Here is a 25084-nt window from a genome sequence, read left to right as displayed (position 1 = left end):
GTAGGACTGTCCCAAAAACTACTGTCCCAAGAACAGCAAATCGGGAGCAACCGAATTGATCAAAATAAACACCGTCAAGACAGCACTCGTAAAGAGAACGGCCAAAACAGGTGCATTGGAAAGATATTTCAAGAAATTGGACATAGTAGCCTCCTAAGAACTGACCATCCTAGCGGGGTGAAACAGGAATTTTGGAATCGTCTTCTTGAAGTTCGCCACTGAGGATTTCCTTCACAAAGATCAACGGCCAAAGCAACGCAGACGCAAAAGATCCGATGGCCACAGGCACATCAATTTGGATTTCTTTGTATTCGTTGTTGCCATTTTTGTGAACGGTTTGCAAATAGTTGCGACCTGCCCAGCCGAGCCAGCCAGACAGATACAAAAACAGCAAACCTGGAATGATGAATTCTCCAGCGTGGTTAACGCGACCATCTGCGATCAAATGAGGCAATCCATCATCTTTACCGCAGAGCAAGCCTGCATCGGCGTATTTTTGAAGACGAGCCTTGGCGTTAGCGTTTACGGAGTCTTTGACTCGTTGGGCCAAAACTTCTGATTGTCCACAGGGAACGAGAAGTCCTGAAACATCCGATTCGAGCGCAGAGGCAGACGGGGTAAACCCAAGCCAAAGGGCGAGAACGAGAATTAGAGCAAACAATCGTTGCATGAAATTGTTTCCCTTTGTTGTGTGCAAAGTTTTTAGTATCGAAGCGATCGAGCGTTTCTAAAGCGAAGTTTTGCCAAAACTCAGTTCTCTAATTATGGGAATTAGAATCGCCCAGTTCAAGCAATAAGCTACGCTGAGATAGCCCATTCCTTCCAAAAATTACCAGCAAATGGCAACGGTTTTAGCAATTGAAACAAGTTGTGACGAAACGGCGGTTGCGATCGTAAAGAATCGTCAAGTTCTCAGTAGTATTGTCTCGTCTCAGGTCGCCATTCATCGCCAGTATGGGGGAGTCGTGCCCGAAGTGGCTTCTCGCCAGCATGTAGAAATTGTCAATCAAGCGATCGCTCAATCTCTAGAGGAAGCAACCCTACAGTGGTCAGAGATTGACGGCATTGCAGCCACTTGCGCCCCTGGTCTGGTCGGTGCCTTACTCGTGGGTTTGACGGCCGCCAAGACGTTAGCTCTGATTCATCACAAACCGTTTCTCGGTATTCATCATCTCGAAGGACACCTCTACGCTTCTTATCTGAGCGACCCAACCTTGGAACCCCCTTTTCTCTGTTTGCTGGTTTCTGGGGGGCACACCAGTTTGATCTACGTCAAAGAGTGCGGTCTGTACGAGATTTTGGGACAAACTCGTGACGACGCGGCGGGAGAAGCGTTTGATAAAGTGGCTCGGCTGATGGGGTTGGGGTATCCGGGTGGCCCGATTCTCGATCGTCTCGCTTCCCAGGGCAATCCCAAAGCCTTTCCGCTTCCAGAGGGGCAGGTCTCTCGACCAGAAGGCGGCTACCATCCCTATGATTCCAGCTTTAGCGGACTCAAGACGGCCGTGCTGCGATTGACTCAAAAACTTCAGCAAACCGAGCAGCCCTTACCTGTAGAAGATCTGGCCGCAAGTTTTCAGGCAACCGTGGCGCGGGCCTTGACCAAACGAGCGATCGCTTGTGCGTTGGATTATGGCTTGACGACGATTGCGATCGGGGGTGGCGTGGCGGCCAACAGTGGTCTGCGTCAACATCTACAAGCGGCAGCGAGTCAGCACAATCTTAAGGTGATGTTTCCCCCTCTGAAATACTGCACCGATAATGCCGCGATGATTGGCTGTGCGGCGGCAGAACATTTGGAGCGAGGGCACCGATCGCCCTTAACCCTGGGAGCGCTGTCAAGACTGCCCGTTTCAGAGGTGATGAAGCTGTACCAGAAGAAGCTCTAATCAGGCGCAGATCTGGTAAGGGTCATTGCTGTTTGCGCTGCTTTGCAGATAGTGTAAGGGTTGCTTCAATCTGCTTTAGTTGATCGCTCCACACCTTCCAGGTTTGCGCTTCCGAACTTGCAAGCGAATTTAGCAGATCTGAGATGACTACCTGATTTTGAGGATTTCTGCGGGCTTCTGTCAGCGCGTCATACCACAGCCCTGACTCAGCATACAGGTTGATCCGCTGTTGAGGCGTTTGAGCAGCCGCGAGTTGAGTTTGCAGGGCAGCACTGGGTCTGATGACTGCAATCTCTGCCGTTGCCACCACATTCCTCGAGGGTGTTTTTGGGTTGCAGACTAAGACGATTTGCCAGACATAAGCTTGTCCAGTCGCCAACCCTGGCTGAGTTTGGGGCAACGAAACCTGCATCATTCCCGGCTGACTCTGCATTGCAGCCGTATAGAGCCTTTGACCCGTCGCTGTAAACAGTCGAAATTGCAGCGAGTAGGACTGGCGATCGGGCACAAACCAGACAAAGGTAGGATGCTGAGAAGTCGTTTGCCCAATATGACTGAGCGGTGCGAGTGGAGTCAATCCAACCTCTGGGCGGCGGTCACTGCGCGGATTTCCACTAGAATCACAACTACCTCCACGAGTGGTATTCGTGCCAGTCCCTCTGGGTGTGGAAGGCGTTTTAGGGGGACGATATTTTGCGATGGCTACTGGCGCAACCCAGAGCACCAGACCAAACACAAAACTAGCTATCAGGGCATGAGTTCGAGTTTTCAATAAGTTAGTCATAGCGTGAGTCCCCCTATGATTGCTTTCTACAATAGGTGGAAATGGACAAGCTGACCAGGAGGCTACCTGTAAGCTTTGATTGCGGGAAAGTGCAATGTCTGGGTCATTACCAAAACCACCTGTGGTTAGCTGACCATACTAACTCACACACCGTTCCTTTTGGTTGGTTTGGGTAGCGCCGAAACTTCCCGCCAAGTTGTTTTGCCAGATTGTTTGCTAGTTGGGTTCCTAGTCCCGAAGTTTGGTGTTTGGGGGGTTCTGATACATCCAGATCACTGGAATGATTTATTCCATTATCGATGACTCGAATGATCTGCTGGTTTTCTTCTTGAGTACAAATCACGGTGAGGCGAGTGGCTCCTGTCGCATGTTTTCCCACGTTGTAGAGGGCCTCTTCGAGAAAGCGGCACAGTCCTCGTTTGTGTTCTAGTCGCAGGTTGCGAGTGTTCAGCGGGTCGAATTGGACAATTTTGGATTTGAGTGGTTTGAGGTGAGGGAGTTCTTGTTCTAAGGTGTTGCAGTAGACTTTGTAGAGCAATTCGTGTAGCGGAGCTTGTAGGGCGAGTTCGATCGCACTTCCCAACTGTAAGTGAGGTTTGGTATCAATGGTTTCTCGCTGCACTGATCCGTAAATCGCTCGTAGTTCCTGACTCAAGCGCTGCAAGTCTGGTAGAAAGGGCGGCGGAGGTTCCTGAGATTGAGCCGTTCTGAGAATCTGAACCAACGTTTGCAAAGGGCCGCTATGAATGGCATTAAAAGTCTGTTCGATTACAAACTGACGCTCCTCCAGTCGCAGTTGCAGTTCTTGTTCACGACGGTAAACCAGGGCTGCGGTTAAGCCAGTTCCATTGAGCACTAGAATTAGCAATACTGGAACGATCGGCACCCACCACCCTAAAATAATTAGCCCGTAGCTGATTCCAATCAAACTACTACAGAGAATGATTAGCCCAAAAAGGATTTTCCAGGGCGATCCTTCGGAGCTTCGCGGAGCGAATCGCAATAGCCGTCCTAGACTCATGCCTAACAGTCCCCATGCCACAATCCACCCTAGTTCCCATCCCGTCGCCCAAACCTGAAGTAGCGATCGCTGATCCAGCACTGCACTGAGGATTTGACTGATTGCATGGGCTTGCATTTCAACCCCGTAAACTCGCCCTGGATTGATACCTGCGGTTCCTTCGGAGTTGCGCTCTGCGCTCAACGCACCCGAACTTGCGAGATCTTTGGCACTCAAAGACATCACACCCACAAGCACAATCTTGCCCCGCAGCCACTCTCGATTGACTCCCGACTGAATCTGGGCAAGAGACAATACCCGAAACGGCGTTGCTCCACTGCGAACATTGAGCATAATCTGATTGCCGCCTGCATCGGTGTTGACATATCCGCCAAAATTGGGCTGCACTCTCGTTAGTTCAACTTGACCCAATCGCATGGCATCGGGGTCACGCACTCCATTCTCTAGCTCAATTCCCTGGGCAGCAAGATATTGCTCTGCAAGGCGAATGGTGAAGGAAAAGCGATAGTCTTGCTGTAAGTTATGAGTGCCCAACAAACTACGGCGCTGAAAGCCATCGGCATCCAAAACAGCATCGGCAAAGCCTACTTGTTCGGAGGGTAGAGTAGGCGGCGGTGCGACAGTGAAACCACTGCGATCGGGCAGAGCGATCTCGACTCCAATCACGTTTTTGTGGGTGCGAAACACCGATGATAATGCGGCATGACCGGGTTCGACGGGCACATCTCGCACAATATCCAGTCCGATCGCCCTGGGTTGGTAAGTTTGTAATCGCTGGATTAAATCGGCAAGGACGCGATCAGGAATCGGGTAGGTGCGAGTGCGCTGAATGTCTTCCTCAGTGATGCCCACAATCACAATGCGATCGTCTTGCGGTTCGGGTGGACGCAGCCGGAGAAATTTGTCCAACGTGACTAGTTCCAAAAACTGAAGCGACCCTGTTAGCCGAGCCAGGATTACCCCAACGATCACCACAAGCCCTGGTAGCACTCCTCGCCACCAATAGCTTGCCTCAGTTTTGATTTCACCAAAGAGCTTGGACATGTATTTGAACCCAATTTAGAATTCTTAATCCAGAAGTCCTTCTTCTCGTGCCCGCAACTCGGTTTGAATTCTCAGGTTCTTATTGTCATGTGGATATACCTCCAACACATCTCGAATCTTTGTCCAATAGTATTGCACGGTTCGTTCTGAGACATTCATGCGTTTGGCGATCGCGGTATCTTGCAAGCCTTCCTGAAATGCCAACTGTAGTACCTGCATCCAACCCGGTTTAAGTTGTACGCCGTTGCGGATTTCTTTGGGCGTATAGGTTCGCTCTCGTAGTGCCCAATCGACCATTGTTAGCATATCCTTCGCGGGTTGGCTTTTATCAACGACCGTGAATCCGCCCAGGTGACCGTCGATCGATGGTTTGAGCCAGACCAGTGTCCGAACGTGGGCGCTTTGTACCACAAGGTTCAGATGGGGATATTGTTCCATTAAAGTTTTGAGCAGTTGAAGTCCAGAATTAGCTTGAGCGACATCGCCGATCGTGTCTGGCATGACTAGATCTACAATCACCAGATCAGGGTGAGTTTGTTCGACCTGCCGTAGAGCTTCCTGCGCGGTCGAAGCGGTGAAGATTTCCGCCTCTGGATATTCCTGCCGTAAGATGCCAAGGGTGCCACCTAACACAAGGGCATGGTCATCCACCACTAAAAAAGTTTGTTTCTCTGTCTGAGGGATTTGGGTCATGGTCAGCGACAAGCGGGGACTAGTGCAGTTCCACGTGCAACTTCGTAGGAACAAGCTATCTTCCCACAATAGGCGAATCCTTTCGATCGCGCACTGCGTTTGTCAGTCAAATCAGGTTGTGGAGACGCGCCGTTAAGTTTGCGATAAAGCGCAATCGAGTCTGCTCGATGTCTGCAAGATCTTCAAGAATCCCACTGTTGCAACAAAGAGGTTGAGAAAGAAAAGAGTTTGAGGAAGAAATGTTAGGCACGATCGCGACTGAGCCGAGACAATTCACTCAGACAATTCACTCAAAAGACTTTCCTGCAACAAAATCTAGAAAAGCACGAACTTTTGAGGATAGATAAAGGGAGTTGGGACAAGTAACATAGAGCGTTTTTTCCTTTGCTCTCCATGTCGGCAGAATTCGGGTGAGCTTGCCTGCTTCTAGTGCTTCTATCAGAATGGTTTCTGGCAAGTATGCAATTCCTGCTCCGGCGATCGCTGCCTGTCTTGCCAAAATTAAATCATTGACCACCAATTTTCCTGACACTTTCACGGTTTCAATCGTTTTGCTTGAGTTGATGAATTGCCAGTTTGCATGATTAGGCTGCGATCGAGAAGACAACACCAGACAGCAATGTTGGATTAAATCTTGTGGAACTTTCGGCTCTCCAAACTGCTGTAAATAACTTGGGCTGGCACAAACCCAATAAGCAACCTGCTTCACCGCCTTTTGGACTTCCTGAAAAGATTCACTCAGATCAGCCTGCCACCGAAAAGCAACATCAAGGCCCTCAGTCTTGAGATCAAGGCTCTGATTACTCAGCAAGACCTCAATCTCAACCTGATCATACTGCTGCAAAAATTCAGCTACCCACTCGCCCAAAACGGTCATTCCAAAGATCAAAGGAGCCGTAATTCTCAAGGTTCCCTGCGGCTTAACCTGTAATGAGGCAATGGCTTGATCTGCCTCTACAATCTCACTTAAAGCATTGCGACAGCGTTGAAAGTAAAGGTTTCCAGCTTCTGTCAAATACAGCTTGCGAGTCGTGCGATGGATGAGTTCTATCCCCAAACTTGCTTCTAGCACAGCGACTTTGCGGCTCACGGTTGCTTTGGGTAGTCCTAATTCTCGCGCCGCTTGGGAAAAGCTACGACATTCCACAACTTTGACAAAAATAGATACAGCATTCAGGTCTGGCATCGGCAAGATTGTTCCACCCAAGAAACAATGTGTTTCATATTAGCAGTCTAGTCATCCTGATGGAGCGATCTTATACTGCTAACGAAGAACAGAACTGATGCTGAAAACTGATAAAAAGAGTCAGTATGGAACAGATTTTTGGGCTAAACATTCCGCAAACGCTGCAAGAAGCGTGTCATCCTCAGCGAGTCGCTTTGCTGGTCTATGACATGCAGATCGGCATTCTCAATCAACTTACTCAAGAACGCGCACAAAGCATTACTACTCAGGTGCTTACTGTGTTAAATGCAGCTCGCGCGGCTGGAATTCGCATCTTTTTTAGCCGTCATTTGTCGTTACCCATTGAGGCAGCAGGAGTGTCTCAACTGCGATCGGCGATGGCATGGCAGCGTGTCACTCATGTTCAAGAAGTCAAGCCCTGGTTTCTTAGAGATGCGCCAGGATTCCAACTGATTCCAGAACTCTCACCCCAGCCGTCTGAAGTCATTTTTGACAAAATCACGATGTCAGCCTTTGAGAGCACATTTTTGAGTCTGGCGCTGCGAGATTGTGGCATCAATGCAGTGATGATCGTGGGCATTGCTATGGAAGTTGGGATTGAACCTACTGTCCGCCACGGATCTGATCTCGGTTTTATTCCAATCATTGTGAGAGATGCGTGCGGAGCGGGTGATGAAGTCGCGGCTCAACGGTCTTTAGCCAGCCTTGAATTTGCGGGAGATGCCTGGATCACAGAGGTTGCAACTATAGGCAGCATTCTTAAGCAGCACTCATTCTAAAAATTTCCTGACTTAGAGGAGAACTTTGATGACAATCTTAGTCACTGGCGCAACCGGAAATATTGGCGGTGAAGTCATTCAGGCTTTGCTCAAACACAACACTACCATTCGAGGATTGGTGCGCGACCCGCAAAAAGCCTCAAATCTTGTTGAATCAGGAATAGAACTCGCGATCGGTGACCTATCCCAACCCGAAACCTTGAATGCAGCTTTGCAAGACATCGAAACCGCGTTTTTGGTGTTGCCTAATCTGTTAAATCAAGTCGAGCTTGAGTGTGCATTCATTGATGCGGCAAAACGGGCAGGCATCCGGCAGATTGTCAAACTTTCTGTGATGGGAGTAGGCGAAATCCCTAGTACCTTTCAGCAATGGCATCGTCAGATTGAAGAACATTTAGAACAGTCAGGCATTGCCTGGACACACCTTCGTCCGAATATGTTGATGCAAAATATGCGTTGGTTTTCTCAAACAATTGCCCAAACTGGCTGTATCTATAATTGCGTTGGCAACACCAAAATCTCTCATGTAGATGCGCGGGATGTGGCAGCGGTCGCAGCAGTCTGTCTAACAGAATCAGGACATGAAAACCAGAGCTATGTATTGACGGGTGAGCAAGCGATCGCCTTCGACGAGATTGCGGATATTTTTGCAGAAGCACTGGGGCGGACTGTCCAATATGTTGATCTTCTACCCGCAGACCTGAAAGCTGCTCGACTCGCAAATGGAGAACCAGAATGGTATCTGGACGCTGAGTTAGAGCTATTTGCGGCTTGGAGGCGAGGTGCGGGGTCTGCGGTAACCAGTACTGTTTCCGATCTAACACATCATCCCGCGACGACTTACAAAGAATTTGCTCAATACTATGCTCAAACCCAGTTCAACTTCGATCCTAGGTGATTTGCACTCGATCGCTAGACTTCCTGCACGAATCATAGATGCCCTCCGACTGCTCTCACGACGCTAACATTAACGCCAATTCGATGAACGCTTCGCTTCGCTTTCAGATCCGGGAACGCCCCCTAAATCCCCCACGAGTGAGGGACTTTGAACCAGAGATCTTGCCCGAAAGTCCTCCAAAATTGGGGGGTTGGGGGGCAGAAGCGTTGAGTAACGAAGCGGAAAACCTTTGTCGAATTCACGTTAATATTAATCGCCAGGTATTCTTCTCGTTAAACTCAAAACTTGGCAGCACAGTTTGAATCTCCGATCGAGTCAGAGAAGTAGGGTGCGGAGTCATCTTTACCGTGAAAGTTGCTCATTGTTGGTTAGGCTGACGAACTTGAGTTCTGAGGTCTCGAAGCATTTGGCTGGTTCCCTGATCGATTGCGCGTTGTACGAGTTGCGGGATGAGCATTGTGATGGGCAAATCGGGAAAGGTGAGGCTGTTGGAAGATTCAATGTAGCTGTTTCCGTCGAGCAGGTTGATTTTTAGCGTTTGATTGCGGTAGATCCAAATTTCAGGAACGCGCATGGCTTGATAAGCTTTGACGGTTGTAATTGAGGTGACATCGGATTCGATCGCAAGGTCGGGCGGTGGGTAACTATCTAAGTCTAGATTGGTGCAGCCTCTGACTTGATCGACGTTTTGAATGTAGAGACAGGTATCGGGTTCAACGCCTGCGACTTCGGGACGCTTAAGGGTGGTGGAGCCGAAATCTTCCCAGTCGCGTCCCTGAATGTCTAGAAGCACTTTGATGATGTCGGCAATGATGCGGTGAGGGCGTTCGTGAAGAGCTAGCGGGGACATGATTTCTAGAGTGCCTTGATAGTAGGCGATGCGGGTGTTGCGCTTCTCACCTAGTTCAGCAAGGAGCGTTTCAAAGTCTTGCCAAGAGAGGTTGTGAATGCTGACTGTGCTGCCAGGGGCAAGTTCGATCTCTTTGATTGGAATAGCAAGTGTCATGATGTCAACTCGTTTTCTCAAGTTAGGAATGCTATCTGTGATGAGATCAGCGATCGCGCAAACTACTCCAAATTTCATCAGGATTGATCTCGATGCCTTCTGCCTGCATCTCGGCGCGGAGGCGTTCGACACTTTCCCAGAAATTTGATTTGGGTGTAGGAGGTTGATGGCGTTCGATTTCGTGTTCGATCGCTTGAATGAGAAAGGATTGCAGGTTTTCGGGATTGCCTGCGATTGCTTGGGCTAAGAGTTTGGGGGGAAGGAGAGTGATGGGTCGCATAGTTGTCGTCAGAAGTTATGTGGGATAGCGACTTTGCCTTGAATCGGTGAAATATTGGGGTCGTCCTCAATTTCCAGTGTAGTGCTGACTTCAGTTTTGATGAGAAAAGGGGGCTGATAGAAGCCTGCAAGGTCGAGCAACGGAGAAATAACGACCAATTTCACGACGACTATGGGAAAAGAAGGGATCACTGGGATTGAGTCGGATGCCGAAGCTTTGTCGAAGATCGGTGAGTGTTAGAGTGCAATCAATTAGTAGTGCAATTAGACCACATGCCCAGGTCGATCGCCTCACTCCTGCATCGCCAGAGAAAGCCTTTCAGGGTGAACTTGTGCCGCAAGACCCAAATGAGGAACCTGCATCAGTTTTGCTAGAACGGATTCGGAGCGAACTCACGGCAACCAAAGCTAAGAAGCGCGATCGGGGCAGTGCGTCTCCACTGTTTCCAAACCTTCCATAGCCCCAGTTGTTATGCTTACTCGAAAGGAAACCTAGCCCTCACAGTTCCCCTTCATTTTGAAACCGCGAGCTTTCTTGTCCAAAGTCTAGAGTTCAAGGTTCAAGCTCAAATTCACGCTAAAATCCTTTCACAGTCCACCTTCATTGTTTGTATGTCTGACATTCCTCCTGGCGAACAACTAACCCCCGCTCAAGCTGTTATTAACTTGCGATCGCCTGACCTGGGTTTGCGCGTTTATGCGGCCTGGTGGTTGGGTAAGTTTCGGGTGGAGGAGCCAGGAGCAGTAGACGCTTTGATCGAGGCGCTAGAAGATGAAGCCGATCGCACCGAGGCGGGAGGCTATCCCCTGAGACGCAATGCAGCGAGAGCTTTAGGAAAATTGGGTGACCAACGCGCCGTTTCTGCCTTAATTCAAAGTTTGGCTTCTACTGATTTTTATGTTCGAGAAGCCGCTGCACAATCGTTAGAAATGTTGGGTGATGGCCGCAGTATTCCAACTTTGATTCAGTTGCTCAAGAATGAAATTTTGGGGACGGAGCCTTCCCCGGTTAGACCTGACTATCCGCAACCTTATGACGCAATTTTGGAAGCATTGGGGACACTGGGCGCGATCGAAGCAATTCCTCTCATTCATCCCTTTCTAGAACATTCTGTTGATCGCGTTCGCTATTCGGCGGCTCGGGCCCTTTACCAATTGACTCACGAAAATCAGTATGGCGATCGGTTGGTCACGGCGCTCAAAGGGGCAGATTTACAGCTTCGTCGATCGGCACTGGCAGACTTGGGAGCAATTGGCTATCTTCCGGCAGCAGACGCGATCGCGCAAACTCTGGCCGAAAATAGTCTAAAACTCATCGCTCTCAAAGGTTTACTCGAACATCAGGTGCGTAAAAGTGGGCTTCCCAACTTGTCAGAGGGAGCTATTCACGTCATGACCTTGATGGATTCACTACTCTAAAGCTGTCCAAAAGTAGCGTATTTGAAGAGGTTAATAAGAGGAGGCTTTGAGGGTGGAACTTCTGCGGGTTACGCAAGAGTTCAATCACACTTAATCTTCTCAAACCTGGCTTCTACAGGCACTTCCACGAATTCAAATCTTGCTAACAATTTAGCTTGGACTAAAATTGGACTAAAAATTAAGGCTGTTTTTCAAGGTGAGATTGCTTGATACTGGAAACTTTTCCTTGAAAAGGATGGGTCAAGTGCGATCGCTCCCCTCAACATTCAGCCTCACTCAACACACTCTAACAGGGGCTAACCAATCCATCGCTTTAATTTTTTTGAGATTAGAAGGTCGGCGATCGCTGCAAATCACCCCGCACTTTTCTCAATTTCTCTCTAAAATATTTTGTCTCTAAAGTCTCATTTGAGACTCACCTTAAGTCCAATTTTAAGTCTCATACTAGATAAGTGAGATAAATATTTTCGTTCAGGCAGACCAAACGTTGGTGAAGCGATCGGAAATAACCCAGTTCTGTTTATTCCATTCAAACTAATTGAGTACAAGCTCGACCTGACCTTTTGTAACTAAGATTTGTTTGTCTCTAGTATCTCATATGAGACTTATTATAAGTCCAATACTAAGTCTTAGATTAGATATAAGAGACAGACGATTTGACCTCGATCTACCTTCAGCACAACTGGAATTGGTTATCTCACATTCTTGTCTGAGACTCACTATGAGTCCAAACTCAAGTCTTGAATTAGACAAATGTGAGCGATGCTATTTCCCATCGTGTCAACGAGACGGGCTCATCACAAGAATTTAGAAATCGAAATCGACGATCGGACAAGCTGAGAATGACGATCGGAGTTGTGTTCTATCCATCTGCAAACGCTTTAGAAATAGAAGACACTGTGACCCGATAGCCCGTTTTGCCAAAGCCTTTAACGATCCAATTCAAAACACCCCTTTCCTCAACGCTCATCGCTTATGGAACTCCTTTTGATTGGCGGCGATCGCACTCCCGCAACCTCCCACAAAACTACCCGTCTCATCGATCCAGCCACCGGAGAACCCTGGACAGAAGTCGCAGCCTGGCATTGGTCGCGAATCAGCGCTGTTATTTGCTCAACAAGGAGCCGCCGTCGTCGTTTGCGATCGCAACGAAACCTCCGCAGCCGAAACCGCTACCCTGATCAAAGCCACAGGCGGCGAAGCAAAATCAGTGCGATCGGATGTCTCCAAAGCCGCCGATGTCCAGGCAATGATCGCCACCGCCGAAGCCCACTACGGACGATTAAACATTCTCTTCAACAATGCTGGCATTTTTCACCCTCAAGACGGCTCTGTTTTAGAAACCGAAGAAGACGTGTGGGATCTAACCCTGAACGTCAACCTCAAAGGCGTATTTCTCGGCTGCAAATATGGAATTCCAGCCTTACAGAGAGCAGGCGGCGGTTCAATCATCAACACCGCATCTTTTGTCGCCCTCATGGGAGCAGCCACCCCCCAAATCGCCTACACAGCCAGCAAAGGCGGCGTTCTTTCTCTGACCCGCGAGATAGCGATCGAGTTCGCCCGCCAAAACATTCGCGTCAATGCCCTCTGTCCCGGCCCCGTCGAAACACCCCTACTCAACGAACTGCTTTCAGACCCCGATCGCCGTCAGCGTCGCCTAGTTCACATCCCCCCCGGACGCTTCGCCAAACCCCAAGAGATGCGTAGGTTCAAATAAGCGCATTTTGCATAAAAATTGGTGCGTTCCTCACAGCTCAACACAGACTACGATTTATTCAATTTGTAGTCGATCGACGTTTGAGAAAACAATCCCTTCAGCATTGCCAGACCTATTGTAACCAGCGTTCATCTCACCAATCACCTCACTGATCATATACCCTTCCAAACCTATGAGCCACGACTCTAATTTAGAACGACAGCAACTAAAAACCACCCTCGAAAAACAAGGCGTAAAGTATGCGATCGCCAGCTTTGTCGATATTCATGGCATGTGCAAAGCCAAAATGGTGCCACTAACCCACTTTGACCAGATGATGCAGGGTTCAGAATTATTCACAGGAGCCGCATTAGACGGCGTTCCGCAAGCCGTAAACGATGAAGAAGTCGCCGCAATGCCCGACCCCGCAAGCGCCACCATTCTCCCCTGGAACTCAGAAATGGCCTGGTTCGCCAGCGATTTATACCTACAGGGCAAACCCTTTGAAGCCTGTTGTCGCAGCATCCTCAAATCCGTTTTACAACAAGCCGCAGACAAAGGGTTTCAGTTTAATCTCGGCATCGAAACAGAATTCTTTATCCTCAAAGACGAACCCGGAAAAGCCATTCCCGTCAGCGATCGAGACATCCTCGACAAACCTTGTTACGACCTGCAAGGACTACTCGACAACTACACCTGGGTCGATGAAATTGTACAAGCCATGAATCATCTCGGTTGGGATGTGTACTCCTTTGACCACGAAGACGGCAACGGTCAATTTGAAACCGATTTTGCCTACGCAGATGCCCTCACCATGTCCGATCGCCTCACCTTCTTTCGCGTGATGGTCAAAGAAATCGCCCGCAAGCATGGCTACTTTGCCACCTTTATGCCCAAACCATTCGCCAATCGCACAGGCAGCGGGGCCCATTACAATATGTCGCTGGCAGACCTCAAAACCGGAGAAAACTTATTTAGCGATCGTCAAGATTCCCGCCACTGTGGATTATCAAAATTAGGCTATCAATTCATCGCAGGCATACTCCGTCATGCCCCCGCCATTTGTGCCGTCATCGCGCCCACCGTCAACAGCTACAAACGCCTAATCGCACGAGGCAGCATGTCAGGCTTTACCTGGGCACCCATCTACATCTGCTACGGCAACAACAACCGAACCAACATGCTACGCATCCCACTAGGTGGAGGACGAGTAGAATGCCGCGCCGCCGACATCTCAAGCAATCCATACCTGGGAGCGGCCATGATTCTCGCAGCCGGATTAGAAGGCATTCAAGAAGACTTAGACCCCGGTGAACCCCACACCGAAAACATGTACACCTACACACCAGCAGAACTCGCCAACATGGGAATTAAAACACTCCCGCGAACGCTAGGAGAAGCGATCGAAGCCTTTGCGATCGATCCCCTCAGTCAATCCGTTATGGGATCACTAATGCATAAAACCTACATCGATTTCAAAACACAAGAATGGTTTGAGTATCACAATCACGTATCCGACTGGGAAACCCAACGCTATCTAAAGTTCTTCTAAACCAGATAACTCAAGCAATCTTCCAAAAAGAGCGATGCCACACCAAAGCATCCAGTCTAGGTCTGTAGCCTTCCTGATCAGGCAAAAGAATAGCTTCTCCATCAAATGCTCTTAGCGATCGCGTATTCTCCAAAGCGTCTTCATGAACGCGATCGGGCGGAACTACAATTCTGTAGCGATCGCTAATGCCAAACCAACCTCGATCAAAAGCCCAATGATGATTTTTGCAGACGGGATTTGCTACTAGATGCCAAAACCGATCGCCCCTCAAATGAAAGAAAACTCATCATCGTAGACCGCTGGTTTCCATCGAGTAAAGCTTGCTCGAATTGTGGAGCCAAAAAAGAAGCACTCACCCTCTCTGAGCGCATGTTCACCTGTGAGCATTGCAGATTCAGTCTTGACCGAGATCTGAATGCGGCAATCAATTTGAAAACCGCGGGAAGCCATCCCGTGTCAGCCTGTGGATCGGGTGAAGCCGACTTCTCCGAGTTGAAGCAGGAAGATTTCAGTTTGTTAGCAAACGTTAGTAAATTATGAGCGGTACAAAGTAAAGAGTGTTATCGTGCTGATCCGCAATTCCCTTAGCCTCACCGCCTCCAACTTCGCTTTTCCCTTTCATCCCTCATCCCTCCCATGTCCGACCTTCCTCTCCTGGCTCTACTCGTTGCTCTTTTCTATGGTGCTTTCACGCTGTTGCCAGATAGCCATAGTTTGATGGTGTCGTGGCCGTGGGTGGGGGTTTGGCAGATTGGGCTGCTGTGTGCGGTGTTGTGGCTGTTGGGGTTGGTCTGGAGTCACAAAGGGCTACATGGGCTGGGGAATAGGCTGGATTATCTGGTAGGAGTGACGATCGTTGGCCTCATTCTCTCCTCCACATTGGCAGAGTTTCCCAATCAGGCGCGGTGGTATGCGTGGGCGGCGCTTTGTTTCATCGCGGCACTTTACGCCCTCAACGATTGGTTAAAAACACCTCAGCGACGGTTGAATCTTCTAGTCGGACAAGGTTATTTGAATCTAGCCTTTATTACTCTGAGTTTGGGGTTGTGGATCAGTCAAACCCTGATGCCAGAATTGGGGCGATTGCAGGAAATTAGACAACAGTTTGGGGTGAGTTTGCCCTTTGATTTTTCTGACATTCAGCTTCGTAATTGGGCCCCAATCGGACACCAAAACTACGTGGCGGGCTATCTGATGCTGGCGATTCCGCTGCTTGTTGGGTTGTGTTTCGCTCAAACGGGCTGGCGGCGTTGGTTGTGGGGTGCTGGTGTTGGGTTGGGTTTGATTGATCTGTATACGACGAGTTCGAGAGGCGGCTTGTTGGGGTTGGCGGTGGCGCTGGTAGCTGGATTCGCAGTACTGATTTGGCAAAGTCAACTTCCGCGTCGCTGGCTGGTCTTCTCTGGTGTGGGACTGTTGGCAGTTGTGGCGATCGCTGCCTTCACGAATCCCCGACTGCGATCGCTCCTCTCTGGCACCAACGTCTCTGGAGAACTCGCGTATCGTCTGATTTCAGCAACCGCAGGCTGGCAAATGGGCATCACACATCCCCTGACGGGAGTTGGACTGGGCGGAGAACTGCTGCTGTTTCAGAAATATCGTCCCTTTTGGGCGGGTCGAGAAGCTGAGATGATTTTCCAACTCCACAGCACTCCGATTCAGCTTTGGGCAAACCTCGGTATCTGGGGAATCTTGCCGCTGTTGGGAGCGATCGTTCTCCTCCCGTCTCTCGCCCTCCGTTGGCAAAAGTCAACCCAAAAAGACGACGCGCTGAATCCTATTCTAATCGGCAGTCTTTTAGCAGGATTGTTAGCCTACAGCGTCCAAAGCCTCACCGACTACCAGCTTGACAATGTTTGCATTAGCGGAACCCTGGTAATTTTTCTAGCAGTTCTCGCCTCCCAATTCCGCCCCGCCTCCCGCCTCCCGCCTCACCCCTCACCCCTCACCCGGCTTCTCCCGATCGCAGGTCTCTCAATCGTGGCCGCGATCGCGGTTTCCCTAATGCCCATTCATCGCGCCTGGATGCTCTCTAGTCAAGGGTTTGCTGCTCTGGGTCAGCTAGAAGACGCAAAAACGCCGCAAGCACGACAAGACAGCCTCAACACCTTTGAGCAACAGTTAACTCAAGCACAAACCTTAGCTCCCTGGGAGCCGTACTACGCTTATCAACTGGGCTGGACGCTCGGAGACTTGGGCTTGAGAACAGAAGATCGCGCCCTGGTCAATCGAGCCATTCCTCAACTGATCAAAGGCAACCAAGCCGCCCCTTATCAAGAATTTGGGCAGACCAATCTCGGCTGGCTATTGTTAAATCGAGACGCAAAAAGTGCAGTGCAGGCATTTGGGCGATCGGCGCAGTTGATACCCGCAAAACGAGGCACATTCTATAGTTTGGGCTTTGGCCTGTTGGGAGTCAAACCCGATTTAGCAGTTAAAGCGATCGTGCTAGAACTCCTCCGCGACCCAATTCTAGTCAGCAGTCCAGTCTGGAAAACGCCCCAACTGCAACCCGTTTACACTCAAGCGCTCAAACAGTTAGAAACGCAGTACAACACGCTGTTACAAAAGCATTCTCAACCAGGAATTTTTAACACTCATTTGCACAACAGTCGAGGCTTATTGTATTGGTGGACAGGAAATTTGACCGCCGCCCGATCGGACTTGCAACCCTATGGCAATGATGTCAGCCGCACCATTCTCGACCTGGCACAAGGAAAATCGGTAGATCTGCAAAAGATTCAAAATACGGCAGGAGGACTGACGATCGCCGCCTGGCTCAACCCGCCTCAACGATTGGACTTGCTGCAAAAAGCCTGGATTACCGAAAATCGCACCGCTCCGCCTCCAGAAATCATTCAACAACTGGCAGACAGCATGGCAACCTCCACCAGTCTTGACCAATGGATCAAGCAGAATGCACCGTCTAGAGAGGTGCGGCGATCGCGTCCGGGGTTCAATATTCTGAGTCGTCATGTCGATGGGCCAGTTCCCAAAGACTTTCTCACGATTTCTGAAAACATCGCGCTCCACAATTTACTCAAAGAACTGCTGCCATCTCAAATTTACTTTCCTGAGTTGGACTCAGCTTTGCAGGGCGATCGAGATGCCTTACTCAAGCAGTTATAAACTGCACAAATACTCATTTATTGTTTCTAATTTTTCTTAAAGTAATGACCCAATCTGCTGAAATTTACGCGCATTTTCTGCAAACCAATCAAGTCTCTCTCACCCTAGACGTTCAATTTCGATTGACTCAACTTTTAGAAACAACCAACTGGGATGATCCTCAATCTGCTTTAGACTGTAGCAACGTCGCGGTGATTGCTTTAATTGAAGCTGACCAATGCTCGGACTTATCTAGGCGAACGTTTTATCTAGAAACTGCCCTAAATTTATTGAACGATCGAGTCAGTGATCATCCCCTCTGTGTTGCACATTTGGCACTCATTCAAAGTCTAATTGGCAACGCCGACGCTGCGATGGAATTGGCTTTTCCAGCATTTATTAACCTACTTCAAGCGGCTGATCTGATAGACGAACCTTCAGGCTTAATTTACTTACCGATCGCTCCTCTGGCATCGACCCGCGATCGAGCTTCAAAACTTGAACAAATTTTGCATCTTGAGAATGCTTATGGTCAGGCGCTTATGGTGTTGTGTGAAGTGATGGGGCGGTCGCAACTTGTTTTTTACAACACTTTAGGATTACGGTTTCTCACATTGACGGCTCAACTTTTTCCTCAATCAGCATTCACCTATTTACAATTAGGAATTTCGAGTTTATCAAATCAGCAGGTTGAAGGGTTATTGTATCTTCATCGAGCCAGACAAATTGATCCAACCAATGCGTTAATTTTGCAATCTTTGTATTTGGTTTATCGCGATTTAAAGCAGCTAGAAACGGCAAACTTTTGGTTATGTGCGGCTCAAAATGTAGCTCAAAAAGAGCATGATTCTATCAGTTGGAACTGGAGTAAAGGTGCCATTGATGACCCAATCACTTACACGCTTTTTGAAGGTGAACTAATAGCAATTGAGGCAACGTTTCGCAGCATTGTCACTCGTGTTTTGATTGCAGAAGGAGATTGGTTTGAGAAAGAGATGGAGTTTTGGCGCAACTCAATTCAAGCAGGAATGACGGTAATTGATGTAGGCGCAAATGTCGGACTGTATACCTTTAGCGCTGCGCGGCGAGTCGGTAAAACGGGTAAAGTCTTGGCTGTTGAGCCATTCTCAGGGTGTGTTCGCTGCCTCCAAGAAACCTGTCAAATCAATCAATTTTCTCAGGTAAAAATCTGTGCAGGAGCCGCCAGCGATCGCACCGGAAAAGCAAATCTTCTCATCAAGTCAGCCAGCGAAATGAACGAATTGACCATCAGTGCTGAAGACAAAAATGCTGAATCGGTCGATTGTTTTACCCTGGATAGTCTAATTCAATCAGAACATCTCGATCGCGTTGACTTTCTCAAAATTGATGCTGAAGGTCATGAAGTCCAGGTGTTGTTGGGCAGCGATCGCCTGTTGTCAGAGTTTGCACCTGTGATCTTGTATGAAAACATTGCAGGCAGCAAAGGGAGTAATCTTCCGGTAGCCGAATTGCTGATCTCAAAGGGTTATCAGTTGTTTCGCTATCAGCCTTTTTTGCAAAAATTGGTGCCGATCGCCACTCTCGAAGCCTTACACGGACTCAATATAATCGCGCTGCCTGCAACCAAGTGCTAACCAAACGCAAATTCGATGCACCTCTCCGCTTCGCTCTCAGATCCGGAAACGCCTCCTAAATCTCCCATTCTGGGGGACTTTGACATCAAAAAAATTCTGGAATTCAAAACGAGTTTGAGCTTCCAAGTCTCCCAAATTTGAGGGATTTAGAGGGCTGCTACCCATTAAAACGAAGCCAAAATCAACCGACCAAGCATATTTAGAGAATTTCAGGTTAATAAACTCGCGTTCCTTAGCATCCCGTCCTACGCCCTCTAAAACGCCTCACTGTACAGCTTCATCATGTCCGTTTTTAGTCCTTCTTAAGTCTTGCCAAATCAAAAATTCCCAACTCCTTTGCGAAATTGGGAATCTAAAATAACTCGATCGCGCTAAGCTAGCTCGCAGACAACTTCAGCACCTTTGCAGCGATCGCCAGACTTTCTTCATATAAAGCATCGCGTCCCAAGCGCTGTAGTTGCTCACTGAGAAGGGTTTCAGCCTTTTGATCATCGAGTGATGTCACTTGATTGATGCGGCAAGATTGGGCCCCACCGCCCGCTTCCATTCGCATACAGCCCGTCGTCTCAGAACAGAGAACCGTACAGCAATCAGCGTGAAGATTAGTCGAAGTCAGTTTGATGCTGACCAGATCTCCAGCCACATCACCCGAATCTGCGGTCGGAATGCCTGCCAACTCCACCTCGATCGCTCGACCATTCGCCCCAACCAGGTGAACGCGCTCCAGATCGTAAATGTCGCCTTCTTTGTGACGAGAGACTGGTTCCCATCTGAGGCGACTGGCCAGCCAGCCCAAAAACATCATCGCCTGAGTCGGATTGCCTTTTTCGTAATCAATGACGACGCGATCGACTTCCCACACAGCGGCTCGTCGTTCTGGCTGGTCAAAGGCCTCAGCCGATAATTCTTGCCAGGCAGACAATCGCCGCCAGTTCAAATCAGCAATCTGAACGCCATCTTCGATCAGGCTAGCCAGCTTGAGCAGATCGCCCTCTGGGTCAGCCTTAAAGCGACTAGAATCAACAATGACCGCATTGCACACCCGGTAGAGATGCGAGAACAAAGGCAAATCGAGATTGGGAGTCGCCTTCCACCACAAAAAGCGGGGCAACTCGCTAATCAACAGCGACGAAACCATTGTACTAATGCGATCGAGCGCCGACTCCGTACCCTTGAGCGTAATGTATTCGCCACACACTAAAGCACTGCGACTCTGCTTGTTAATGGGACAGTAAGCAGACACTTGAGCCGTCACGCCTTCATCCTCACCCACGATCGGAAAGAGGGAAACAATCCGACAGGGATTTTGACTGGCGATCGCGTCGGCAATGCCTGCCCCTTCAGCATCAGGAGTGTATTGGGGAGCGCTATCGCCTTCAGCCTTTAGCGGAAGCTGACCTTTCTGTTTTGCCAGTGCCATCCGCAGCTTTTCGAGTAGCGTTGGCGTAGATTTGCCGTCTACGGGTAGTCCAAATTCTGCTTGAGCCGCCCGAATCGCTGCTTGAGTCCGTGGGCCGTCAATGCCGTCGATCGGGCCCGTATAGAAGCCCAACGTCGCCAACATTTGCTGAGTTTCCTCCGGCTCATAGACAATCAGCGTAAAGGTCGTAGCTCTCGTAGCGGCCAGCGCCGAGCCATCACTCGCAACACTATAACTTTGCCAAATACTCGAAAGCTCTGCCTCAATCTCACTGATCGAGACATCTTTGGGAGCCTGGAGCGGCTGAAGGGGGACGACGGGTGCAGATTTAGGAGACATAAGAGGGATGAGGGATGAGGGATGAAGGATGAAAAGGGAAAGGATCAGGGGTGAGGGGCGAAAGATGAAACCTTGGTAGGCGAGAAGGCTCACCCAAACATTCATCCCTCTCGCGAAGCGTGCCGCCAGCGGCAACCCCTCATCCCTTATCCCTTCTAAAGTCTTCGCCAGCGCCGACCATCTCGATCGATCATCTGTTCGGCCGCTGAGGGTTCCCAGGTGCCCGCTTCGTATTGAGGAATGGTGGCAGGGTCGGTGGGCGATTCCCAGGCAGAGAGGGCGGGGGTGACGACTCGCCAGGCGGCTTCTACTTCGTCGGCACGGGTGAATAGGGTTTGATCGCCCATCATGCAGTCTAGCAAGAGTCGATCGTAGGCTTCGCCGCCTGTCACACCAAAGGAGGAACCGTAGCTAAAGTCCATTTCGACCGATCGACTTCTCAAATCTGCACCGGGCATCTTCACTTCAAACCGCATCGCAATGCCTTCGTTGGGCTGCATTCTCAGCGTGAGAACGTTAGCGTTGGCTTGCTTGGCGGCAGATTGAAAGATCAGATAAGGCACATCGCGAAACTGGATGGAGATTTCTGACACTTTTTTAGGTAGACGCTTCCCCGTTCTCAGATAAAACGGAACGCCCTGCCAGCGCCAGTTGTCGATCGCCAGCTTCATCGCCACATAGGTAGGAGTCGTCGATTGAGGACTCACGCCAGGTTCGTCTCGATAGCCCGGCACCTGCTTGCCTTTCATCCAGCCTGCTTTGTACTGACCTCTGACTGCTGAATATTCTAGGTTGTTGACATCGGCGAGGTGTGTTGCCTGGATGACTTTTACCTTTTCGGTACGAATGCTGTCGGCATCCAGGGAGTTGGGTGGCTCCATCGCGGTCAGACAAAATAGCTGCATCAGGTGGTTTTGCACCATGTCTCGCAGCGCGCCCGAAGATTCGTAATAGCCCGCTCGATCTTCGACACCAACCGTTTCAGCCACCGTAATCTGAACGTGATCGATAAACTGACGGTTCCATAATGGCTCAAAGATCGCGTTGGCAAACCGAAAGATCAGCAGATTTTGAACGGTTTCTTTGCCCAAATAATGATCGATCCGATAGACTTGTTCTTCTTTACAAACTTCGGTGACAACCCGGTTCAACGCTTGAGCAGAACTGAGATCGCGACCAAAGGGTTTCTCAATGACCAGGCGCGTTTTACGGGGATCATCCAACATTCCAGCCGCCCCCAGTTGTCTGATCGCTTCTGGAAAGAACTTGGGAGCCACCGCTAGATAAAAGACTCGATTGCCTCTGGTGCCGCGAATCTGGTCAATTTCTGCGAGCCGTGCTTTGAGTTTTTGGTAGCCTTCGGGATTGTCAATGTCACCCGGACAATAAAACAACCCTTGAGCAAAGTCGTTCCAAATCGCATCTGACCCAACGCCATCCGAAAATTCTTCGATGCCTTCTCGCATCTGTTCGCGGAAGAAATCATCGCTCCACTCCCGACGAGCCACCCCGACGATCGTGATCTCCGGTGGCAGTTGTCGTTCACGCTTCATCTTATAGAGCGCTGGCACCAGTTTGCGTTTGGTCAAATCTCCAGATGCGCCAAAAAAGACAATAATATTGGGTTCTGGAATGCGCTGCTGCTGTAGACCAACACGAAGCGGATTTTCGAGCAAAGTAACCATAGGCGGGGGCTAAATGAGGGATGAAGGATGAGGAATGAAACGAGTGCGTGGGTCAGGGGCAAAAATTTCGGGGTCGGTCTCAAACTCTTTAATCAGCGTCAAAGCTCAAGAGAAAGGTAGGACGGGAAGAGAGATTTAGTCTGAACGAAACAATAGCGTCTTATTCATCCCTCCTCCCTCTTCCCTCATCCCTTCTTCTACGAGACTGTCGCGAGTCGATCGACCTTTTCTTGCAGCGAACTCATCAGTGACTCAAAGGGTTGGACAAATTTGTCGATGCCTTCTGAGAGGAGTTCTTCCATGACTTCGGTCAAATTAATGTCGATGTCGGGGTCTTTGAGGCTGTTGATCAATTCGTAAGCCTCTTCGACACCCGTTTCGATGCGGGAAGCTACATCACAGTGATCGACGCAGGCCTCGATCGTAGCAGGTGGCAACGTGTTGACTGTATCAGGGCCAACTAATTCATCGACATACATGACATCGCTGTAGTTGGGGTTTTTGGTGCCTGTGCTGGCCCAGAGGAGTCTCTGAACGTTGGCTCCTTTTTCTTTGAGCGCTAACCAACGGGGATCAGCAATGATCTTTTTGTACTCTTGATAAGCGATTTTGGCGTTGGCGATCGCAATCTTACCTTTGAGGGCGTTCAGTTTGGCTTCTTCGGCGATGTCATCGACCCCTTTTTTCAAGAGTTCATCAACTCGCTCGTCAATTTTGATGTCGATGCGGCTGAGAAAGAAGCTGGCAACGGAGGCAATTTTGCTGATATCTTCGCCGCTGGCGGCCCGCTTCTCCAGTCCTCGAATGTAAGCCCAAGCGGTATTAATGTAGCTTTGCACCGAGAATAGCAGCGTCACGTTGACATTCACGCCTTCGCTGATCATCTGTTCGACAGCGGGCAACCCTGCCGACGTTCCTGGGATTTTGATCATCACATTAGGGCGACCAATTTCTCGGTGATAGCGACGCGCTTCTGAAATGGTGGATTCTGTATCGTCGGCGATGTTGGGCGGCACTTCGATGCTGATGTAGCCATCCAATCCACCCGATTCTTCATACACAGGTAGGAAAACATCGCAGGCGTTGCGAATGTCGTCAAAAATCAGAGATTCGTAGATTTCTAATAGCGATTTTCCGGCTCTGATCCCCGCCTCAATGTCAGCGTCGTAGATTTTGTTGCCGTTGATGGCTTTTTCAAAAATGGCTGGGTTTGAAGTGACCCCGCGCAGCCCTTGAGTTTCGACCATCTGCTTGAGTTCACCTGACTGAACCAAGTCACGGGTCAAATTATCCATCCAGATACTTTGCCCATAGTCTTTGATTTCTAGAAGGTGGTTCGTTGTCATTAGATTGCTCCTAATCGGTACAGGTTTGAGTTTTGAGGTTCGAGAGTTGACTCTCAAATAGAGTTCAAAACGGTTTATCGCTTGGACATCAGCACTTCTTGATCTCTGGCTCCCTCTTGAATGAAAGATTCGACCAGCGCCACGTCTTCTTTGCTGCCAATGATCAACGGGGTTCTAGCGTGCAGCTTTTCAGGGATCGCATCCAGAATGTCTTGAGTCCCGGTAGTCGCCCGACCGCCCGCTTGCTCGATCAAAAACGCCATCGGTGCAGATTCGTAGAGCAGCCGCAGCTTGCCTTCTGGTTTTTTCACGGTTCCGGGATACAGAAAAACGCCGCCCTGAAACAAAATGCGGTGAAAGTCACCGACCATCGCGCCTCCATAGCGGGCCGTGTATCCCTCGTGGCGATGCACATAGCGAATGTAGTTGCGAATGGACTCGTCCCATTGCCAAAAGTTGCCCTCGTTGACGCTGTAGACCGACCCATGCTCAGGAGTCTGAATATTTTCGTTTGACAAAATAAACTCGCCCAAACTGGGATCAAGGGTGAATGCATGAACGCCTTTGCCGATCGAATACACCAGCATCGTACTCGGCCCATAGAGGATATACCCTGCGGCGATTTGTTTTCGTCCACTTTGTAGCAGATCTTGAGCGGTGCCATCTGCGTCTTCGCCTTCTTGCTGACGAATCGAGAAAATCGACCCCACATTGATGTTGATGTCTACATTAGAGGAGCCGTCGATCGGGTCGTACAACAAGGTATATCGGCCCACTGGGCAGTTTTCCGGAATGTAATAAGGATCGTCCATTTCCTCAGAAGCGAGGCGGCACACTAAACCACTTTGCTTAAAGACGGAGATAAACACCTCATTGGCAAACACATCCATCTTTTTGACAGATTCGCCCTGCACATTGACATCGCCTGTAAAGCCCAAAACGCCCTCCATCAAACCAGCCCGGCTGAGACGACGAGCGATCAACTTTCCGGCGAGCGCGATGCGATTCATCAAGGCGCTGAGATCTTGAGCGTCCGGTGAAAAGCTTTGCAGTTGTTCTAGGACGTGACGAGAAAGGGTGGTGCAGTCGCGGTCAAGCGCGTAATCACGACCTGGAGGGTGTTCGCTCTGCAAATTGATGGGTGGGTCAGCGTCGGTCATGATTCTTCTCCTCCCTAAGTTTGAAAATCCACTAAGGCTGTTTGTAGAGTACGAATTGTAGAGTACGAATCGCCTGAGTGCCCTTGCTTCTATCTTAGGAAGGCATTTCAAGAACGGGGTCTAACTTTAGATCAACTATAGAAATGATCCAAGTTTGGGTA

Annotated in this window: 24 protein-coding genes; 10 read left to right on the top strand and 14 right to left on the bottom strand. The window is 49.6% G+C overall.

Annotation, left to right across the window (positions count from 1 at the left end; genetic code table 11):
• Positions 1 to 18: 18 nt before the first annotated feature.
• Both ACKFKH_RS15700 and ACKFKH_RS15695 read right to left on the bottom strand, forming a co-directional pair.
• A complete protein-coding gene (locus ACKFKH_RS15700; RefSeq protein ID WP_446859254.1) occupies positions 19 to 144 on the bottom strand; it encodes a photosystem I reaction center subunit IX in 126 nt (41 codons plus the stop codon).
• A 25-nt stretch (positions 145 to 169) separates the two neighbouring features.
• A complete protein-coding gene (locus ACKFKH_RS15695; RefSeq protein ID WP_446859253.1) occupies positions 170 to 670 on the bottom strand; it encodes a Photosystem I reaction center subunit III in 501 nt (166 codons plus the stop codon).
• A gap of 169 nt (positions 671 to 839) precedes the next feature.
• On the opposite strand from ACKFKH_RS15695, the gene tsaD reads away from it, so the two are divergent.
• Complete coding sequence (gene tsaD, locus ACKFKH_RS15690) at positions 840 to 1889, top strand: tRNA (adenosine(37)-N6)-threonylcarbamoyltransferase complex transferase subunit TsaD (protein WP_446859252.1); 1050 nt, start codon at positions 840 to 842, stop codon at positions 1887 to 1889.
• A gap of 22 nt (positions 1890 to 1911) precedes the next feature.
• On the opposite strand, the gene ACKFKH_RS15685 is transcribed toward tsaD, so the two are convergent.
• The 4 genes from ACKFKH_RS15685 to ACKFKH_RS15670 form a co-directional block, all read right to left on the bottom strand.
• Complete coding sequence (locus tag ACKFKH_RS15685) at positions 1912 to 2673, bottom strand: DUF928 domain-containing protein (protein ID WP_446859251.1); 762 nt, start codon at positions 2671 to 2673, stop codon at positions 1912 to 1914.
• A gap of 106 nt (positions 2674 to 2779) precedes the next feature.
• A complete protein-coding gene (locus ACKFKH_RS15680; protein WP_446859250.1) occupies positions 2780 to 4738 on the bottom strand; it encodes a CHASE2 domain-containing protein in 1959 nt (652 codons plus the stop codon).
• A gap of 24 nt (positions 4739 to 4762) precedes the next feature.
• Complete coding sequence (locus ACKFKH_RS15675; protein WP_446859249.1) at positions 4763 to 5431, bottom strand: response regulator; 669 nt, start codon at positions 5429 to 5431, stop codon at positions 4763 to 4765.
• Positions 5432 to 5717: 286 nt separating this feature from the next.
• Positions 5718 to 6617, bottom strand: coding sequence for a LysR substrate-binding domain-containing protein (locus ACKFKH_RS15670; protein WP_446859248.1), 900 nt, complete (start codon positions 6615 to 6617; stop codon positions 5718 to 5720).
• Between the two features lie 125 nt (positions 6618 to 6742).
• Here ACKFKH_RS15670 and ACKFKH_RS15665 point away from each other — a divergent pair, with 125 nt between their 5' ends.
• Entirely contained in the window at positions 6743 to 7396 is a 654-nt protein-coding gene (locus tag ACKFKH_RS15665; protein ID WP_446859247.1) for a cysteine hydrolase, read from the top strand.
• Positions 7397 to 7424: 28 nt separating this feature from the next.
• On the top strand, positions 7425 to 8294 hold the full coding sequence (locus ACKFKH_RS15660; protein WP_446859246.1) for an SDR family oxidoreductase: 870 nt from the start codon (positions 7425 to 7427) through the stop codon (positions 8292 to 8294).
• A 358-nt stretch (positions 8295 to 8652) separates the two neighbouring features.
• Here ACKFKH_RS15660 and ACKFKH_RS15655 read toward each other — a convergent pair whose 3' ends face one another.
• Genes ACKFKH_RS15655 through ACKFKH_RS15645 form a run of 3 tightly spaced genes read right to left on the bottom strand, consistent with a single transcriptional unit; the run spans position 8653 to position 9744 of the window.
• On the bottom strand, positions 8653 to 9378 hold the full coding sequence (locus ACKFKH_RS15655) for a Uma2 family endonuclease (protein WP_446859245.1): 726 nt from the start codon (positions 9376 to 9378) through the stop codon (positions 8653 to 8655).
• The gene (locus ACKFKH_RS15650; RefSeq protein ID WP_446859244.1) at positions 9347 to 9580 is read right to left on the bottom strand and encodes a hypothetical protein; all 234 of its coding nucleotides are present in this window, start codon (positions 9578 to 9580) and stop codon (positions 9347 to 9349) included. Before ACKFKH_RS15650 ends, ACKFKH_RS15655 begins: the two co-directional genes overlap by 32 nt.
• 8 nt (positions 9581 to 9588) lie before the next feature.
• Positions 9589 to 9744 carry a hypothetical protein gene (locus tag ACKFKH_RS15645; protein ID WP_446859243.1) on the bottom strand — a complete coding sequence of 52 codons (156 nt, stop codon included), beginning with the start codon at positions 9742 to 9744 and terminating at the stop codon, positions 9589 to 9591.
• A 77-nt stretch (positions 9745 to 9821) separates the two neighbouring features.
• Between ACKFKH_RS15645 and ACKFKH_RS15640 the strand changes: the two genes are divergently transcribed.
• The 4 genes from ACKFKH_RS15640 to glnT all read left to right on the top strand — a co-directional run bounded on the left by ACKFKH_RS15640 (position 9822) and on the right by glnT (position 14249).
• On the top strand, positions 9822 to 10040 hold the full coding sequence (locus ACKFKH_RS15640) for a hypothetical protein (protein ID WP_446859242.1): 219 nt from the start codon (positions 9822 to 9824) through the stop codon (positions 10038 to 10040).
• A gap of 151 nt (positions 10041 to 10191) precedes the next feature.
• A complete protein-coding gene (locus tag ACKFKH_RS15635) occupies positions 10192 to 10998 on the top strand; it encodes a HEAT repeat domain-containing protein (protein WP_446859241.1) in 807 nt (268 codons plus the stop codon).
• A gap of 991 nt (positions 10999 to 11989) precedes the next feature.
• Entirely contained in the window at positions 11990 to 12718 is a 729-nt protein-coding gene (locus tag ACKFKH_RS15630; protein WP_446859240.1) for an SDR family oxidoreductase, read from the top strand.
• Positions 12719 to 12890: 172 nt separating this feature from the next.
• Positions 12891 to 14249 (top strand): type III glutamate--ammonia ligase, encoded by a 1359-nt coding sequence (gene glnT / locus ACKFKH_RS15625; protein WP_446859239.1) that lies wholly within the window; start codon positions 12891 to 12893, stop codon positions 14247 to 14249.
• Between the two features lie 10 nt (positions 14250 to 14259).
• On the opposite strand, the gene ACKFKH_RS15620 is transcribed toward glnT, so the two are convergent.
• Positions 14260 to 14520, bottom strand: coding sequence for a hypothetical protein (locus ACKFKH_RS15620; protein WP_446859238.1), 261 nt, complete (start codon positions 14518 to 14520; stop codon positions 14260 to 14262).
• On the opposite strand from ACKFKH_RS15620, the gene ACKFKH_RS15615 reads away from it, so the two are divergent.
• From ACKFKH_RS15615 to ACKFKH_RS15605, 3 genes are all read left to right on the top strand, one after another.
• Positions 14487 to 14789, top strand: coding sequence for a zinc ribbon domain-containing protein (locus tag ACKFKH_RS15615; protein WP_446859237.1), 303 nt, complete (start codon positions 14487 to 14489; stop codon positions 14787 to 14789). The genes ACKFKH_RS15620 and ACKFKH_RS15615 overlap by 34 nt on opposite strands.
• Positions 14790 to 14885: 96 nt before the next feature.
• Positions 14886 to 17378, top strand: coding sequence for an O-antigen ligase family protein (locus ACKFKH_RS15610; protein WP_446859236.1), 2493 nt, complete (start codon positions 14886 to 14888; stop codon positions 17376 to 17378).
• Between the two features lie 44 nt (positions 17379 to 17422).
• A complete protein-coding gene (locus ACKFKH_RS15605; RefSeq protein ID WP_446859235.1) occupies positions 17423 to 18973 on the top strand; it encodes an FkbM family methyltransferase in 1551 nt (516 codons plus the stop codon).
• A gap of 376 nt (positions 18974 to 19349) precedes the next feature.
• Here the strand turns inward: ACKFKH_RS15605 and opcA are convergent, their stop codons facing one another.
• The 4 genes from opcA to fbp all read right to left on the bottom strand — a co-directional run bounded on the left by opcA (position 19350) and on the right by fbp (position 24923).
• Entirely contained in the window at positions 19350 to 20732 is a 1383-nt protein-coding gene (gene opcA / locus ACKFKH_RS15600; protein WP_446859234.1) for a glucose-6-phosphate dehydrogenase assembly protein OpcA, read from the bottom strand.
• 155 nt (positions 20733 to 20887) lie between these two features.
• Positions 20888 to 22417 carry a glucose-6-phosphate dehydrogenase gene (gene zwf, locus ACKFKH_RS15595; RefSeq protein WP_446859233.1) on the bottom strand — a complete coding sequence of 510 codons (1530 nt, stop codon included), beginning with the start codon at positions 22415 to 22417 and terminating at the stop codon, positions 20888 to 20890.
• Positions 22418 to 22614: 197 nt separating this feature from the next.
• On the bottom strand, positions 22615 to 23763 hold the full coding sequence (tal, locus tag ACKFKH_RS15590; protein WP_446859232.1) for a transaldolase: 1149 nt from the start codon (positions 23761 to 23763) through the stop codon (positions 22615 to 22617).
• A gap of 74 nt (positions 23764 to 23837) precedes the next feature.
• Complete coding sequence (gene fbp / locus ACKFKH_RS15585; RefSeq protein ID WP_446859231.1) at positions 23838 to 24923, bottom strand: class 1 fructose-bisphosphatase; 1086 nt, start codon at positions 24921 to 24923, stop codon at positions 23838 to 23840.
• Between the last annotated feature and the right edge of the window lie 161 nt (positions 24924 to 25084).

The sequence above is a fragment of the Phormidesmis sp. 146-20 genome, from assembly GCF_052939475.1.
This window is presented reverse-complemented; position numbering and strand designations above follow the sequence as displayed.

Bases quoted from the DNA above. Each gene is read 5' to 3' on its own strand.
- ACKFKH_RS15685 (WP_446859251.1), bottom strand. From the start codon at position 2,673: ATGACTAACTTATTGAAAACTCGAACTCATGCCCTGATAGCTAGTTTT.
- ACKFKH_RS15635 (WP_446859241.1), top strand. From the start codon at position 10,192: ATGTCTGACATTCCTCCTGGCGAACAACTAACCCCCGCTCAAGCTGTT.
- opcA (WP_446859234.1), bottom strand. From the start codon at position 20,732: ATGTCTCCTAAATCTGCACCCGTCGTCCCCCTTCAGCCGCTCCAGGCT.
- fbp (WP_446859231.1), bottom strand. From the start codon at position 24,923: ATGACCGACGCTGACCCACCCATCAATTTGCAGAGCGAACACCCTCCA.
- zwf (WP_446859233.1), bottom strand. From the start codon at position 22,417: ATGGTTACTTTGCTCGAAAATCCGCTTCGTGTTGGTCTACAGCAGCAG.
- ACKFKH_RS15655 (WP_446859245.1), bottom strand. From the start codon at position 9,378: ATGAAATTTGGAGTAGTTTGCGCGATCGCTGATCTCATCACAGATAGC.
- ACKFKH_RS15610 (WP_446859236.1), top strand. From the start codon at position 14,886: ATGTCCGACCTTCCTCTCCTGGCTCTACTCGTTGCTCTTTTCTATGGT.
- tsaD (WP_446859252.1), top strand. From the start codon at position 840: ATGGCAACGGTTTTAGCAATTGAAACAAGTTGTGACGAAACGGCGGTT.
- ACKFKH_RS15700 (WP_446859254.1), bottom strand. From the start codon at position 144: ATGTCCAATTTCTTGAAATATCTTTCCAATGCACCTGTTTTGGCCGTT.
- ACKFKH_RS15660 (WP_446859246.1), top strand. From the start codon at position 7,425: ATGACAATCTTAGTCACTGGCGCAACCGGAAATATTGGCGGTGAAGTC.
- ACKFKH_RS15650 (WP_446859244.1), bottom strand. From the start codon at position 9,580: ATGCGACCCATCACTCTCCTTCCCCCCAAACTCTTAGCCCAAGCAATC.
- ACKFKH_RS15605 (WP_446859235.1), top strand. From the start codon at position 17,423: ATGACCCAATCTGCTGAAATTTACGCGCATTTTCTGCAAACCAATCAA.
- ACKFKH_RS15670 (WP_446859248.1), bottom strand. From the start codon at position 6,617: ATGCCAGACCTGAATGCTGTATCTATTTTTGTCAAAGTTGTGGAATGT.
- ACKFKH_RS15665 (WP_446859247.1), top strand. From the start codon at position 6,743: ATGGAACAGATTTTTGGGCTAAACATTCCGCAAACGCTGCAAGAAGCG.
- glnT (WP_446859239.1), top strand. From the start codon at position 12,891: ATGAGCCACGACTCTAATTTAGAACGACAGCAACTAAAAACCACCCTC.
- tal (WP_446859232.1), bottom strand. From the start codon at position 23,763: ATGACAACGAACCACCTTCTAGAAATCAAAGACTATGGGCAAAGTATC.
- ACKFKH_RS15695 (WP_446859253.1), bottom strand. From the start codon at position 670: ATGCAACGATTGTTTGCTCTAATTCTCGTTCTCGCCCTTTGGCTTGGG.
- ACKFKH_RS15680 (WP_446859250.1), bottom strand. From the start codon at position 4,738: ATGTCCAAGCTCTTTGGTGAAATCAAAACTGAGGCAAGCTATTGGTGG.
- ACKFKH_RS15675 (WP_446859249.1), bottom strand. From the start codon at position 5,431: ATGACCCAAATCCCTCAGACAGAGAAACAAACTTTTTTAGTGGTGGAT.